The organism is Lewinella sp. IMCC34191 (genome assembly GCF_003390935.1).
In the GTDB taxonomy this organism is placed as follows: Bacteria; Bacteroidota; Bacteroidia; order Chitinophagales; family Saprospiraceae; genus Neolewinella.
The window spans coordinates 413,933-429,927 of record NZ_QNQZ01000003.1; the positions used below are offsets into that span (position 1 = coordinate 413,933).

Sequence of the window (15,995 nt, forward strand, 5' to 3'; positions counted from 1 at the left end):
TCCTGACGACCCGCCGGCAGACCAGCTAGCGCTGGGCGGACGGCTGATGCTGGGCGGACGGCTACTCCTCGTTAAGCCGGCGGATCAGATCCGTCTCATCCTTGCGGTAAGGCGTCCCGTCCGGCCGGAAGATGTCGTGAAACCACTCGTTAGGTTCGCTCCCGTCCTCAATGGGGGTATTCCACGCGTAGATGGTATTGGACTTGCCGGCTACGAGCCCCCAATTGATGGCGCCGATGTTCTCCCGCTTCAAAATCGGCAGGATGTTCCAGAAGCGGCTGTTGTTCGTCCGGGCCATGTACTCGGTGCAGATCATCGGACGGCCGTGGGTTTTGAGCAGGTTGATGATGAGCTGGTGTTCCCGAGGCCCCTCGTACTGGTGATAGGTGAGGATATCGGAATGCTGGGCCTGAAACGTGTTAAGCTCCTGGAAGTCCCACCGCCACAGACCCACGGTCAGTGGCTGGCTCGGATTGACCTCCCGCGCCCAGGTAAATACGTTTTGCAACAGCGGCATGGACGTCGTCAGCTTATCACTGTTACCGGGTTCGTTGTACAGGTCCCACATCAGGATCCGCTCGTCATCCGAAAAGGTGGTCAGCAAGTCCTTGACGTACTTCTCCAGCTCGGGAAAATTCTCCTCCTCCCGGGAAGCGGGATCACCGGGGTCCTGTACCCAACCGGAATTGTGCGTTCCGGGGATGGGATCGGGTTGCTCCCCGATCTGTGGCGACGTGCCCCACACGTCCTCGAAGATCACGAACATGGTAAGGATTCCGTGCCGGTCGGCAATTTCCAGGTACTGGTCCAGACGGTCCTTGAACCCCTCCGGGTCGGCCTTGTACGCCAGGCTGTGCAGGTACACGCGCATCGTGTTGAATCCAATACCCTCGGCGTAGCCCAACTCCCGATCGATGGTCTCCGGGTCGAAGGTGGCCTCCTGCCACATTTCCAGCTGGTTGATGGCCGTGCTGGGGTTAAAATTGGCTCCCGTGAGCCAGTCGTGATCCGCGTACCATTCCGCCGCCCGTTCCGGCGACCATTTATTCGTTTCCAGTACCGAATCCTGGGCGTAGCCGCTAAGCCAGCCGCAGAAGAGGATGATCGTAAGAACGTGTCGTTTCATTTCTTTTTAGTTTTTGCCAATCGACTATTTGGACAGCGGATGCGGAATCTCCTCGGTTGAGGGCCCCTTAACGGTAAGCTTGCCCGTCGGGGAGATCACGATCTCGTCCATAAATACCACGCGCTCGTCCCCCGTAGGTTGGGTCCGTCCGTGGTAAACGGTGTATAGCTTGTCGCCCAGGGAAAGTACCATATTATGGCCGGTACCGGTCACGTCGCCTCCCCGATCGACGTTCATTTCCAGTACGGGGTTGTTGTCCGCCTTGGTGAAGGGTCCCAGCGGATTATCGCCGGTAGCGTAACCCACCGCATAGTTGGGACCGGCATAGTGGTTGGCGGAATACATGATGTAGTAGGTCCCGTCGTGCTTGAAGGTAAAGGATCCTTCGGTCCAGCGGCGATTGACTTCTCCCGTAGTGACCGACCGACTTTCCCACTCCGCGTTCTCATCGTCCATGCTGACGGGAGGACGCAGCAGCAGCACCGGTTCCCCGATGACGGAGGTGAAGTCCGGGCTCAACTCGATCCCGTATACCCAGCTTTCCTCGATCTCATCGAATAGCCCTTCAGCGCGCGCCCAGTCGGCTACCTCACTTTCCACCGGATGCTGGTAGCATGCGCGGGAGTAGTAGAGGTAATATTTCCCGTCGTCATCCTGAAATACGTTCGCATCGATGATGGGGTAACCGGGCTCGAAAAGTGGCTTGTTCTGGATGTCGGTAAAGGGCCCGGTGGGCGCATCGGCAACCGCGACGCCTATATGAAAATTCTCGGCCTCGTCGGTTGGATTATGCTTCCAGTTGGCACTGTAGAAGAGGTAATATTTCCCGTCGATCTTGTAGCATTCCGGGGCCCAGAAGGCGCTTTCGTTCCAGCTGTCCTCGGTGTTGCCGTGGTACACCTGCCCCCGGTCGGTCCAGTTGACCAGGTCCGTCGAAGCGTAAACGGCAAAGCCATCCTTCGCCCCCCCGCCGGTGCCGTATAGGTAGTAGGTTCCATCGCCGTCGTCAAGAAGGAAGGGGTCTCCAAACTCGACATCGAGCGGATTCTGGAAGGCCGGCAGTGCGGTGGTCGCCGTTTCTTCCCGGCTGGGTTGTTGGCTGCAGGCCGTCGTTGCCAGCAGGGCGGCCCCGAGAAGCAGATATAAGAATTGTTGCACGGCTACTTTAAGTTTTTATCAGGCTGTTGACTACGGAATCGGCGCGCTACTCGCCCGCCGGTACGGGGAGGGATTGCCCGAGGGCAACGGGATCACCGAGTACGGGCAGTCCCTCGGCCGACCAGGTGAAGGGCTGCATCCGCATACTCCGCTCGTCGCCGCATCCCTGTCCGGGTTCGGCGTTCGCGTGGTAGAGTATCCAGGACTCGCTGCCATCCGGCGACGTAAAAAAGGAATTGTGTCCCGGCCCGTATGCCCTCGCGGCCGCATTGGAAGTGAAGAGCGGATTCTGGTCGAGACGACTCCAGTTGGCTACGTCCATTGGATCCTCGCCAATGTTCAGTTGCATCGCGCCCAGGCTGTACCCATCCGTCCAGCACCCACCGGCGGAATAGAACATGAACAGGCTACCGTCATGGGTAATAAACTGCGGGCCCTCGACCACGCGTGGGTCGGTACCGTTCGTCTCCCAGGCCGCATCCGGTTCGAGCAGCCGCACGCGTTCGCCACTTACCTCGGTGGGGCTATCCATTTTGGCCAGATAGATGTCCTGCTGTACGTTCGTATTTCCATCCCAGCCCGACCAGGCAAAGTAGAGCTGCCCGTCAATGTCCACGGGGCTACCGTCAATCGCCCACTTATCATCCGGCAGTTCCAGTTCACCGCGGTCTTCCCAGTTGTCCGACAGCGGGTCATCGTTTTCGTTGGCCAGCACCCACATCCGGTGGTTGTCGTTGTTGCCGTCGCTGGCGGCGTAGTAGACGTACCAGGTCCCGTCGATGCGGTGAACTTCCGGTGCCCAGATCTGGCTGGAGTTCATCCCCGAGGACGGCGGGGACCACACGGTCCGCGTGCGCGCGGCGGCGGTCCGCAATCCCGACATCTTGTCGGTTTCGATCAGCGTGATGTTGCGACCGGTGGTATAGGTCACGTAATACGTATCGCCCTCCTGGAAGACCCAGGGATCGGGCCCCACTTGATATACCGGATTGACAAAAGTAGCCTCGGGCTCGGGTTCCGGCCCGGGCTGGGGCGTGTCGCTGTTTCCGGACGGGTCACAAGCCAAAAGTGTCGTAAGGAACAAGGCTAGCCACACAGGAAAACACTTGAAATAGAAGGAAGAGAACATAGCGGAAGTTAAGTTGGAAAGCGACTGCTTGCTTACCAGTTGGGATTTTGCACCAGGTTGGGGTTGATGTCGAGGTCGCGTTGGGGAATGGGAAGCAGGCCGTGTTTGTCCTGCTGAAAGTTAGCAAAGCCCCCGTCGCGGTCGGCTAATCCCGGGCCGAGGGCATTCCAGCGCTTGAGGTCGTTGAAGCGGTGCCCCTCACCGGTGAGTTCCGTCAGGCGCTCGTGCTTGATCTGCTCCAGGAATGCCGCCTGGTCCAGGCCGGGACGCACCTCCGACAGCGGGGCCAGTCCGGCGCGTTCGCGGACGCGGTCTACATAAGCGTAGGCTTCTTCGGTGCGCCCTATGGCATTCAGACTTTCAGCGTACAGCAGCAGCACGTCCGCGAAGCGGATGAAGCGGTAGTTATTCGGCGACCGAAAGCCCTCCTCGTTCTTGTAATCATCGTTCAGGAATTTGCGGAAGAAGACGCGGTCACTCTCCCCGTACCGCTCCGCCCAAGACGTACCGTAGATGATCGAGGCCTCGGGGCCGGCGGGGTCCGTGTAGTTGTAGAGGTAAGTAGCGGCTACCCGTGGGTCCCGTTCTCCGGCTACGGTAGAGTCCTGCTCGAACTCGCCGATCACCCAGCGGAGGGCCTCCCCGTCGGCGTAGCCAACCCCGGGAGGCGCGTAAAATTGCGCGATCGACGTGCCGTAGTTGTGGTTCGGGGTCTGCGTATCCTGATCGGTAAATTCAAGCGGGTTGTCGGCGTAGCCCCATTCCAGGACCGACTCGACGTTGTATTCCGTCTGCGCGCTGAAGTTATCCGCGTAATTTTCGGTCAGGTCGTACAGACCGGCCCCCTCCCCGGTGAAGAAGAAATCCAGGGCATCCACGGCATCCGCATAGCGACCGTTCTGCATGTACGCTTTGGCGAGCAAGGCCAGTGCGCCGCCGCGGGTAATCCGACCGAGATCGTCGGCCCCGTACTGCAGCGGCAGATTATCGGCGGCCATTTCGAGGTCGGCGATCACCTGTGCCCATACATCGTCTTCCGGGGAAGTCGGTGGCAGATCGTTGGGTGACGAGGGGGTGAGCTGCAGCGGCACGTTGCCCCACAGACTGGCGAGGTGGTAGTAATGCATGCCCCGGAAAAAGTGCGCTTCGCCCAGTACGCGGGCTTTCAGGTCCTCATCCATATCGATGTCGGGCACGTTAGCGAGCACCTGGTTGGCGCGGGAGATCCCGACGTAGTTATCGGCGTAGACATCCGTCATGGGACCGAAATTGGAGTTGGGCTGGATGAAGTTATTCATCGCGTTGGCCAACTCGGCCCACGGACTGGTGCTGGTACCGACGTCCGAACGCAGGTCGTACAGCATCGGCTGCCAGCGGGAAAATCCCGTACGGTGTAGCGTACTGTAGGCCGCGTTGATGCCCTGAACGGCATCGGTCCCGTCCTGCCAGAAACTGTCGTTGGTTATTTGGTTCGGATTGATGATGTCCAGTTCGTCCTGGCAGGAAGCGAGGGTCAGAACGGTACACAACAGATATAGTAAGCGATTCATGATGTTATATTTTTTGGCGGCGGAGCGCAGGTAGAAGCCTTTTCCTAGAAGTTGAGATCCAGGCCAAGTGATACGATCCGACTCGACGGCCAGTTGCCGTTGTCGACGCCGCGTTCCAGGATCCCGTTGCCCTGTACGTCGGGGTCCAATCCCGTATATCCGGTCAGGGTAAATAGATTCTGCCCGGTGAGGTAGACGCGCAGGTTGCTGATATTCAGGCGGTCCAGGGTGCCGGTCGGCAGGGTGTAGCCGATCTGCAGGTTCCGCAGGCGGAAGTAAGAGCCGTCCTCCAGCCAGCGGTCGGTATTGCCGCGGGCGTTGTCGACCAGTCCCTGATCGTTGGTCGCCACCCCGATGCGGGGGTCGTCGGTGTTCGGATCGTCTGCGGTCCAGGGATTGATGTCGGAGCGGAAGTTGGTATTCTGGTAGGAGTCCAGCGAGGAGCGGACGCCGTTGTAAAGCGTATTGCCGAAGATGCCGATCAACTGCGCCGAGACATCGAAGTTGCCGTAAGACAGTCCGAGCTGGCCACCGAGTTGCAGGCTGGGCCAGGGCGATTCTCCGGTGAACGAGCGGTCCTGGTCCGTGATCTGCCCGTCACCGTCCACGTCGACGTAGCGGATGTCGCCGGGCTGGGCAAAGGGCTGGATAAGGTTTCCTTCCAGCGCGTGCTCATTGATCTCGGCCTGGTTCTGGAAGATGCCGTCGGTCTTCAGCAGGTACCATTCGCCGAGCGGCTCGCCTACGCGGGAACGGGTCAGTCCCGTTTGGATGTAGTCGATGCCTTCCCCCCGGTTACCCACCGATTTAACGGTGTTGTTGATGGTGGTCAGGTTGAAGCCGATGTTGAACTGTACCCGGTCCAGCTGTTGGCGGTAGTTGGCTTCGAATTCGAGTCCGGTATTCTGGATGGAACCGGCGTTTACCGGTGGGCTGCCCCCCAGGTTACCGAGATAGGTAGCCACCGGAAGGTTGGTCACCAGGGCGTCCTCCGAGAGGATGTGGTAGTAATTCGCCGACAGCGTCAGGCGGTAATCGAGGATGGCAGCCTCCACCCCGTAGTTCTGCGACTTGCGATTTTCCCACCGAAGGTCCGGATTGACCAGGCCCGCCTGGGTGGCACCGACCTGGACGGTTCCGAGAATAGCCCGGGGGTTGTTGTTGATTGTTCCCCGCCAGTCCCAGGAGCCGAGCGTCACGATCCCCAGCGTACCGTAGGAAGCATTGAACTTCAGATCGTCGATCCAGGGGACCCGGAAGAAGTCCTCCTTGCTGATTCGCCAGCTGGCGGCTACCGACGGGAATAGCCCGGTCCGGTTATCCCGGCTGAAGCGGCTGTCCTGGTCGACCCGCCCGGTAAGGGTCAGGTAGTACTTCTGGGCATAATTGTAGTTAAAACGGCCGAGAAAGCCGATCGTCCGGTAATCGGTGGAGACACCACCCTCCGCCAGCGATTCCCCGGTAGCCGAGTTGATCTGCTCGAAAGGATCGCCGCCGCTCTCCACGATGTCGCTGCGGGAGGCAAAGGTGTAATTCCGCTGGGTCTGCTGGTCAGACGTTCCGATCACCGCGCTGATGTTGTGCTCGCCAAAGGCGCGGTCGAAGTTCAGCGTGTGCTCCATCAGCAGGCTGGAGAACTGCGACCGGTTGTCCTGGATGCTGCTCGGACGTACGGCCGCGTTAAACTGGGTGATACCGAAGCGGCGTAGTCCCTTGGCGAAGTCGTCGCTATTCTCGAGGCCTACGTTGAATTTATAGCGCAGTCCCTTCAGCAGTTCCACCTGCACGTAGGCGTTACCGATGAGTTTGAGGTAGTTTATTTTTTCCCGGAGCAGGTCAGTCACCGCTACCTGGTTCTTAGCGTAGCTGACGGCATCGACCGTACCGATCCCCCACCCTCCGGGGTTGGTGTCGGAGATGTACCGGTCGCCGCGCACGGGGATGACGGGCAACATCGTCACCATATCGTAGAAGGGGTTACCGGTGTCAAACCCGCCGAGGGGCTGCTGGATGTTGTTGTTGGTCAGCACGAGGTTTTCGCCCACGGTGATTCGGCCCAGATCCAGCGTGCTGTTCACCCGGAAAGCCGTACGGTTGAAGCCGCGACCGATGATGACGCCCTCGTTCCGGAAGTGGCTGCCGGATAAGAAGTACTTCAGGTTGTCGGAGCCGCCGGAGGCCGACAGGTTCGCGTCTAGCGTACTCCCCGTCCGGATGACCTCATCCTGCCAGTCGGTATCGATGCTCGGGTCGAAGTCGTCGCCCACCGAAGCCGGCACTTCCAATCCGGAATTCCGGTAGCTGGTCCGCTGCAATTCGGCGAAGCCCGCCGCGTCCATCACGTCCCACCGCTGGGGAATGGTTTGGATACCGGTCGTCACGCTCAGGGACGGCCGGATAGGTCCTTTGCGACCCGACTTGGTCGTAATGATGATCACCCCGTTGGCCGCGCGGGAACCGTAGATGGCCGCAGCGGAAGCATCCTTCAGGATCTGGACGCTCTCGATGTCGTTATTATTAAAAGTGACGTTCGCGTCGGCGATCATGCCGTCGATGACGTACAGCGGACTGGTATTCACGAAGCTCGCCGCGCCGCGGATTTCGATCACGGCCCCCGATCCCGGTGCCCCGCCGTTGCGTACGGTAATGCCCGACGCCAGGCCCTGTAGGGATTCAGCGAGGGAGTTTGATACCGTTTTATTGATCTGCTCGGAGGGCACCACCGCCGTAGCCCCGGTCAGGTCGGATCGCTTCACTTCCTGATAGCCGATCACGACGACCTCGCCCAGGTTGCTGATGTTTTCGCTCAGGTCAATGTCGAAGCTAGTCTGGCCGGCCACCGCGATCGTGCGGGGCGTATAACCGACGTAAGTCACCTGGAGACTATCGGTTGCCTGTACTTCCTCTAGCGTGAAGCCGCCGTCGATGTCGGTGACGGTACCCCGTGTCGTTCCTTTCACGGTAACGGTCGCGCCGATAAGCGGACCGTCGTCGTCGGAGACGGTACCGGATACCGTTAGAAGGTCCTGGGCATGGAGCAACCCGCCGCTGGAAAGCAGGCACGCCCATAAGCATACCTGGAGAAGATGTTTCATTCGCATGATCAATTGTATTAAAGAGTAGCAATCGAATCGTTCGCAATTATTTATTGCGACACAACGGAAAGCCGACTTTTATTCTGTGGGCCAATGTATTACATCCCCATACATTCCAATCCGACGCCCTGAATCAATTCTTCCACAATCCGTTGCGTCCACGCCGATAGCCGCCATTTTGCTGCGATCTGAATCAATTTGTGGAGAGGATGAAACGGATTGCTGTGTCCTTTCTACGGATAAAAGACTTTATACCTGCGCCCCGCCGCCCGCGCCTGTCGTATTTTAGATACATTAGCCTGAGCCGCTATCCTGAAGGGCAGAGGCGGGATTGATTATGCAATTACCGAAATACACATCGTGGTTTTACGGGAAGCGTCGCCTGCTCCTGCTGGTCGTGCTACTTTGGCTGGTGGGATATGGGGCAGACATGAGATCCCAGCCCTACTATTTCATTAATTACGAAGTCGCCGACGGCTTATCGCATAACACGATCCACTGCGCCGCGCAGGACAGCCTGGGCTTTATGTGGTTCGGCACGAAAAACGGACTGAACCGCTTTGACGGCTACGAATTCCGGTGGTACCAGGCCGATAGCACCACCTCGGGTACGCTCGGTAGTAACTTTATCGAATGCCTTGAATTCGCGAACGGGCGACTCTGGGTGGGTACGGACGACGGGCTTTTTAGCGGTGATGCGTACGGTACCCGCTTTACGTTGGTACCGGGCACGGAGGACATACCGATTCTGGACATCGCTCCCGCCCCGAACGGCGACATCTGGGTTATTGCCGACCAGATATTGCGACGCATAAACGCACGCACCGGGGAGGAAACCGGACGGTACGACAGCGGCGAATTCGGTCCGGCACTGCGGGTCGACGTCTCCGGCGCCGGCGCCGTTTATCTCGCGACGGACAGGCAACTGTTCCGTTATCTCCCGGAGGAAGACCGCTTCGAGCCGCTGGCGCTCTCCTTCCCTACCGAGACCGATTATCCCCTGCGGTTTTCGTCGATCTACGCGGCCTCCGAGACCAGCCTGGCCGTGGGTACGGTAAGTCACGGGGCTTTTTTGGTCGACCTGCCGGCAGGCACCGTCGTACCGCTCACGGGCGGGACGGAACGCCGGTACGTACGAGACTTTTTACTCCTTGGCAATGACCTCTGGATCGGAACCGAGGACGGCATATATATTTATAACCTCCTCACCGCGTCCAGCCAGCATCTGCGCAAGGACCCGGCGGAACCCTACGGGCTTACCGATAACGCCATCTATAGCCTGTATGCCGATCGCGAGGGCGGTGTCTGGATCGGTAGTTATTTCCGGGGCATCCATTACTACAGCCCGGCCCTGACCGGTTTTGAAAAATTCCTGCCGGTACCCGGAGAAAATTCGGTCAGCGGGATGGCGGTGCGGGAAATGCAACGGGACGGTAACGGGCAGCTTTGGATAGGCACCGAGGATGCCGGGCTGAACCGTTATGACCCGGAGACGGGTCAATTCACCCACTTTGCCCTGCAGGCGGGGGAGGGTACGGAAACCGTGACGAATATTCACGGGATACTGGTAGTCGGGGATGAAGTGTGGGTCGGGACCTTTCAGAATGGCCTATTCATCCTCGACGCCGAAACGGGCGCGGTCAAGCGTCACCGCATGGCGGGAGAGGCGAGCGGACTCCGAAGCAACTTCATTTTTTCCCTCTACCTGACGGATGACGGTACGGTGATTGCCCTCACGGCATCCGGTCTGCAACGTTACGACCCCGTGCTGGACAGCTTCGTGCTGCTCGAAGGCTTTCCGCCCGACTACTTCTACACCTCCTTTTTGGAGGACAGCCGCGGTGAACGGTGGGCGGGTACGTACTGGGACGGTTTATTCCATTACGACCCGCGGGAAAAGGGCACCATAGCGTATAACACCGGCATCGCCGGCCGGCAACTCGGAAACGATGCCATCAACGGCATCTTCGAAGACAGCGATCGCAACATCTGGATCCCAACCGAGAACGGGGTGAATAAGATCGATCATGCGAGCGGGGCCGTAAGCCGCTATGGCAAATCGGACGGCTTTCCCAGCAACGTCTTCTACGCCGTGCAGGAAGATGCGCGGGGGAAGTTGTGGATGAGTACGGCCAACGGCCTGGCCTGTTATCATCCGGAAAGCGGACGGGTGGACACCTACGGTGCGGAGAATGGCCTGCCCAGCAACCAGTTCAATTACAACTCCGCGCTGACCGATACTACTGGCCGGATGTATTTCGGCACGGTGGAGGGCTTCGTGTCCTTCGACCCCTACGACATCCGATTCAGCAAACAGGACCCCCCGGATCAATTGGTGCTTAGTAATCTGGAGATTCCCGCCGCCCGGAGCGGGGAGGCAGCGATCGCCTACCGGGAGGCGCTGGCTACGGGGCGTGTAGACCTTCCCTACGACCGCTCGACCTTTAACCTGTCCTTTTCCGCGCTGGAGTATACCTCCCCCAAACTCACGGAGTACCAGTATGCCATTAGTGGGCTCAACGGCGGCTGGATCGACCTCGGGTACACGAACGAGATCCACTTCACCGACCTGCAAGCGGGCCATTACGGACTGCGGCTGCGGGTACGCGGCCACAACAGCGAGTGGAGCGCCCCCACCGATTTCCTTCAACTCACGATTGCTCCACCGTGGTGGCGCAGCGGATGGGCCTATGCGGCCTACGTTACCCTGGGGCTGGTAGTTGGATGGGTGTTGCTCCTCCTGTATCATCGCTATAATAAAGACAAGGCTGATCAGCGGCAACGGCTATTCGAGCACGAGAAAGAGAAGGAACTCTACCGGGCGAAAATTGAGTTCTTCACGAATATCTCCCACGAAATCCTGACGCCCCTTACCCTGATTCAGAACCCGGTGGACAAAGCGTTGCACCACGCGGAGGGGGACGAGCGGATGTACCCGCTGCTCCATATGGTACAGCGGAACACTACCCGCCTGGTCAATCTGGTCCGGCAACTGCTAGACTTCCGGAAGATGGAGATGGCCACCCCTACCCTCTCGTTCGTAAGGGTGGACGTCACCGCCCTCCTCCAGGATACCCTGGACCGCTACGCCGCGGATGCCCGTGAACGAAATATGACCGTCCGGCTGCAAGCGTCGGCCGATCCCCTGTACGCCTACGTCGACGAAGAGGCCTTCCGCAAAATTTCCGGCAACCTGCTGGAGAACGCGCTGAAGTACGGAGAACGGCTGGTTGAGGTCCGGCTGTCCAGTTCGGAAAGTGACCTCACCCTCTGCATCTACAACGATGGGACGTCGATACCTGCCACCGAACGGGAGAATATCCTGCGCCCCTTCTACCGCCTTCCCGGGCATGAAGACGAGCCGGGTACCGGTTTGGGGCTACCCCTTGCGCATTCTCTGGCCGAGCTACACGGCGGCAGCCTCACGGTGGACCCGACGACTACCGACGGCACTACCTTCGTCGTATCCCTGCCCATTCACCACCGGGACGGCTTCGAGCTACCCGCAGGCGTGCCCGCAGTTGCCGTCTCGAGAACGGGTGAGGCCGCCCTGGCAAGCCCTGCCGGCCCGACGTCTGCGACCGTGCTGCTCGTAGAAGACAACGCCGACCTCTTAGCATTCACGGCGAAAGAATTGTCGGGGCACTTTACCATCCTGCAGGCGACCAACGGGGCCGAGGCACTCGAACGGCTGGAGGAGCATACGGTGCAGCTTGTTGTCAGCGACGTCAAGATGCCGCGGGTAGACGGCTATACGCTGTGCGAGGCAATCAAATCAGACGTCAAATACAGCCATCTGCCGATCATTCTCCTCACCTCCCGCAACGAATACAGCTCCGAACTCGCGGGGTTAGAGCACGGCGCCGACGCCTACATCACGAAGCCCTTCGTGATCGATTACCTGCGCGCCCGCATCCGCAATTTGCTGGATAACCGGGCCCGTATCGTCGACCACTTCGGTCGCAGCCCGCTGGCCCACCTTCAGACCATCGCGCAGAGCCCGGTCGACGAAGACTTCACCCGCAAACTCGACGCCGTCATCCAGGACAACATTACCGACCCGGACCTGAACGTAGAAACCCTGGCCGAACGAATGCACATGAGCCGGTCCACCCTCTACCGGAAGATCCGCGACATCAGCGACTCCAACCCCAACGAATTGATCAACCTCGTACGCCTGAAGAAGGCCGCCGAGCTGCTCCGCACCCGGCAATACAAGGTCTACGAAGTGGCTAATATGGTCGGCTACAATTCCGCCACCAGCTTCGGCCGCAATTTCAAAAAGCAGTTCAACGTCTCCCCCGGCGACTACGCCAAATCGGACGACCTGGTCACCTAGCTGCGCAAGCTTCGTGTACCGCGACCAGCCGGCAGACCAGCTCCGCTGGGCGGACGGCTGATGACCAAAACGACAGTGCGGCAGCCGGCCCAATGCCAACCACCGCACTACCGACTAACAGCGACCGCAGGGAGCTACTACTCCGGATGGCGAAGCCAGCCGACTACCGTACTACCACCCCGGCAAAAGGTTAACCCCGAAGTTCCAGCTACCCCCGTCGATCAACGGACGCGCCAGGTAGGGCTCGACCACAATCTGTCCGAAGACATTCACGCGGGCACTCACACCGGCGGTAAAGATCGGACGGACACCGGGGCGAACGATGTAGGGCTCGCCGTCGGGACCGGTCAGGATCTCTCCGTTCTTGTCCAGCGTATACTCCGGGCCGCCGAACTGGGAGAAGTCCGAGAAGGCCATGCCGCCGTCGATAAAGAGGTTTAGGTCACTGAACAGGAACTTCGACTTGATCAGGGCCAGCTGCTCGGGACCGGTGAAGGGGATACGAAGTTCGACGTTGGATATCAGCACCTTGCTCCCCAGCAGCTCGTTGACGTTGCGGCCGTTGTTCTCCAGGGTATTGAAGGCATCGCTCGCGTTCAGACCGCGCATGTACCAGGGGCTACCGACGTAGAGCGGATAGAGGTCCTGCCCGCCCTCGCCGTAGCGACCGAAGTGCAGGGCTCGGAAGGCCAGGGCACCCTTACCGAACCAGATGTACTGGCGGTAGTCGGTATTAACAGCGGTGAAGTCGTAACGACCCGCGTACTGATCCACGCCCAGGCGGAAACGGTGTCCCTTGATCGGGGCCGTCAGGCCGAAGCTGGCGTTATCGCCTACCAGGGCTACGCCGCCGTTGTAGAGATTGAAGCTCTCCTGCTCGAGGTCTTCCCGCCGCTCGGGCTGGGCGTTGACCTGGATCGGGTAGCCGGTATTCGGGTTGAAATAGCGGGCGTACTCATCCACGCGGTTGTTATAGATCGCTCCACTCAGGCTACCTTCCAGGCGCAGGTTGGTATTGAACGCATAGGAAGCGAAGCCTCCCACCTGATTCTGGTATAGTCGACTGATGACGTAGGGCGAATTGATCAGCTCGATCTGCTGGTCGTCGTTGTATTGCAGCGTATCCAGGAAGGGCTGCATCGTGGCGAAGTTGCGGTAGGGAATGCGGCTTAGGCTGAACCCATAGTTGACACGCGTCTTCTTGTTCAGCCAGGCTACGCTGCCCCCGAAGTCGGTGATCTCTCCGTTCAGGCTGAGGGAGGTCATCAGCTGGTTGTTACCCAGAATATCGCTGAACAGCAGCTGCACACCGCCGGCCAGACCGGTCGTCGTACCGAATACCTGGTTCGTTCCCACGCCGGCGCCGGCGCCACCGCTGGCGTAGTCCAGTTTAAACTGGGGGCGGTAGGGCTGGGATACGATCTGGTCGCTGGTGATGACGTCGTACTTCTCCATATTGCTCAGCAACTCGTCGACCTTAAGAGTGGCACGGGGGTTCAGGCGCGGAAGGGTCGCCGGCGTCAGGTCCACGGAGTCCGCGGGTACCGTAACGGCATCCATGTCCTCGACCTGGGTACCGAAGATCTTATAGGCCTTCTGGTTAAAGTAGGTGTAGACCAGGCGGTTATTGCTGCGGTCGATCGACATGGCCGGCGCGTAGTGCGTGATGCCCGATACGCCGGTGATCAGATCCGTCAGTCGCTCGGCCTCACCCGTAGCGGGGTCGAAACGGTAGATGTTCCGGAAGCCGTCGCGGTTACTCAGGAAGTACACTTTACCGTCCTGGCCCTCGATGGGGTTCAGGTTATCGGCACCGGGGAAGACATCCAGCTCACGGCTCTCGCGGCTTTCCACGTCCAGGGCGGCCAGGTTGAAGCGCAGGGCCCCGTAGGGACGCTCCTTGAGCTGCATGCCCCGGGCATCGGTGCTGTAGTAGATCGTTTGCCCGTCGGCCGACCAGCTGGGGTGGATTTCGCTGTATACGTCGTTCGTCAGTTGCGTGACGCGGCCGCTGCGTACGTCGATGGCGTACAGGTCCGATTGTCCCTGCTTCAGACCGGCTACCACGATGGAGCGTCCGTCGGGCGACCAGCTGGGGAAGGTGAAGGCGGGCAGGTCTTTCAAGCGGATCTCGCGCGTAGCCTTACCGTTTTCGACGTCGGCAATAATCAGGACGTTCTGTCCCTTGCTGACCGCCGTATAGGCGAACTGCTTGCTGTCGGGGCTCCACGTACCGCTTGTTTCGATGTAGCTGATCTCGTCGATATGAGTACCTACCGTGCGGGTACGGATTTTGCGGATCTGCTCACCGGTCTTGGCGTCCGCCAGGAAGAGGTCGATGCTGAAGAGGTCCTGCTCCGAGAGGTAGATTATGTATTTACCGTCGGGGCTGATCTCCGGGGCGATGTTGATGCGGCCCCCTTCCTTGTCGCCGCCGACGAGCAGGTCACCGACGAAGCGATCCTCCTTGGCGTCACCGATCTGGTCGCCGTAGGTCCGCCGTAGCGCATCCTCCCACAGCTTGCTGAAATCCTCGAGTTCGTAACCGAGGATGATCTTCGTAGCGCGTTCCAGTCCCCACTTCGCGGTGGCCCGAAAGTACGGATTGATGACGTCGTCGCCCTGCAGCCCGGTCACGAAAGCCCAGAAGGCCTGACCGTAGCGGTAGGGAAAGTAGCGGCCGCTGCTCAGGTCCTTCAGGCTGGGCACGTCGTCGTTCAGTACGGCGTCGCGCATCCACATGGCGGTGAAGGGATCGACGGATCCGATACTCAGGTATTCGGCAAGTCCTTCGACCATCCACAGGGGCAGGTTGCCCAGGTCGCGCAGGTTGGTGCTGTCGCCCCGGATCACCATATCGTACTGGAAGGCGTGTACGAGCTCGTGGCCCAGTACGTGGTGCGTCTGCGCGTTGGTGTGGGCTACGGGTAGCACCACCCGGTTTTTGAAGGCCTCGGTCACCCCGCCGGTACCCGAGCCAATCTGGCCGCTGATGGCGTTGGTCTGTTGAAAATCCGCGTGGTTCGCGTAGATGATCATCGGGTTTTTAAAATCGATGGTATCCCGCAACACGAGCTGGTGGACGCGGTACCACTCCTCGCTGTCGTTGAGAAAATTCTTGAGCCATTCCTCGTTCTCGATGTAGGTGTACATCTCGAAGTGGGGCGACTGGTATACGTCGTAATCGAAATTCTCGTAATTGGGCTTATTCTGGCCGAAGGAGTTGAAACCCTGGCCGAAAGTCGCCAGCGGCAGCGCAAGTAGCACGACCAGGAAAAGGTTATAAATCGTCTTCATAATTTGGTAGTCTTTGGGAAGATCTTTCACTTCTAGAACACCTGCAAGACGGCCTTACCCCTATGCTTCGCTTGTCGGAGAGGCTTAACAAAACGTTATTTTTGGTCGGCGGAGCGCAGGATATCGACCTCGCTACCAACAGCAGGCTTTTCAAAAATTAATCCGACACTCCATCGGCCAAAATTCCTTACCACCGAATCGAGCCAGCCATTTAGCGGCAATTGGCGAAAGGATATTCTCCTGCGCGCCGCCGCCGCCCGATTGTGTACGTATCCTTTTTGTTAGGTTATAAACCAGTGTG

The 15,995-nt window shown here is 59.3% G+C and carries 7 protein-coding genes; 1 reads left to right on the plus strand and 6 read right to left on the minus strand.

Annotated elements, in window-relative coordinates; translation table 11 throughout:
- Nucleotides 1-61: 61 nt before the first annotated feature.
- The 5 genes from DRW39_RS08910 to DRW39_RS08930 all read right to left on the minus strand — a co-directional run bounded on the left by DRW39_RS08910 (nt 62) and on the right by DRW39_RS08930 (nt 8,058).
- A complete protein-coding gene (locus tag DRW39_RS08910) occupies nt 62-1,126 on the minus strand; it encodes a cellulase family glycosylhydrolase (RefSeq protein ID WP_116106677.1) in 1,065 nt (354 codons plus the stop codon).
- Nucleotides 1,127-1,150: 24 nt separating this feature from the next.
- Nucleotides 1,151-2,284, minus strand: a complete 1,134-nt coding sequence (locus DRW39_RS08915) for a glycoside hydrolase family 43 protein (protein WP_116106678.1) — start codon at nt 2,282-2,284, stop codon at nt 1,151-1,153.
- A 46-nt stretch (nt 2,285-2,330) separates the two neighbouring features.
- Nucleotides 2,331-3,350 (minus strand): family 43 glycosylhydrolase, encoded by a 1,020-nt coding sequence (locus tag DRW39_RS08920; protein ID WP_198664829.1) that lies wholly within the window; start codon nt 3,348-3,350, stop codon nt 2,331-2,333.
- Between the two features lie 95 nt (nt 3,351-3,445).
- Nucleotides 3,446-4,963, minus strand: a complete 1,518-nt coding sequence (locus DRW39_RS08925; RefSeq protein ID WP_116106680.1) for a RagB/SusD family nutrient uptake outer membrane protein — start codon at nt 4,961-4,963, stop codon at nt 3,446-3,448.
- A gap of 44 nt (nt 4,964-5,007) precedes the next feature.
- Entirely contained in the window at nt 5,008-8,058 is a 3,051-nt protein-coding gene (locus DRW39_RS08930) for a SusC/RagA family TonB-linked outer membrane protein (RefSeq protein ID WP_116106681.1), read from the minus strand.
- A gap of 430 nt (nt 8,059-8,488) precedes the next feature.
- Between DRW39_RS08930 and DRW39_RS08935 the strand changes: the two genes are divergently transcribed.
- Nucleotides 8,489-12,397 (plus strand): hybrid sensor histidine kinase/response regulator transcription factor, encoded by a 3,909-nt coding sequence (locus tag DRW39_RS08935; protein WP_198664830.1) that lies wholly within the window; start codon nt 8,489-8,491, stop codon nt 12,395-12,397.
- Nucleotides 12,398-12,568: 171 nt separating this feature from the next.
- Here DRW39_RS08935 and DRW39_RS08940 read toward each other — a convergent pair whose 3' ends face one another.
- Nucleotides 12,569-15,694: a PD40 domain-containing protein gene (locus DRW39_RS08940; RefSeq protein ID WP_116106683.1), complete on the minus strand. Its 3,126-nt coding sequence runs from the start codon at nt 15,692-15,694 to the stop codon at nt 12,569-12,571.
- Between the last annotated feature and the right edge of the window lie 301 nt (nt 15,695-15,995).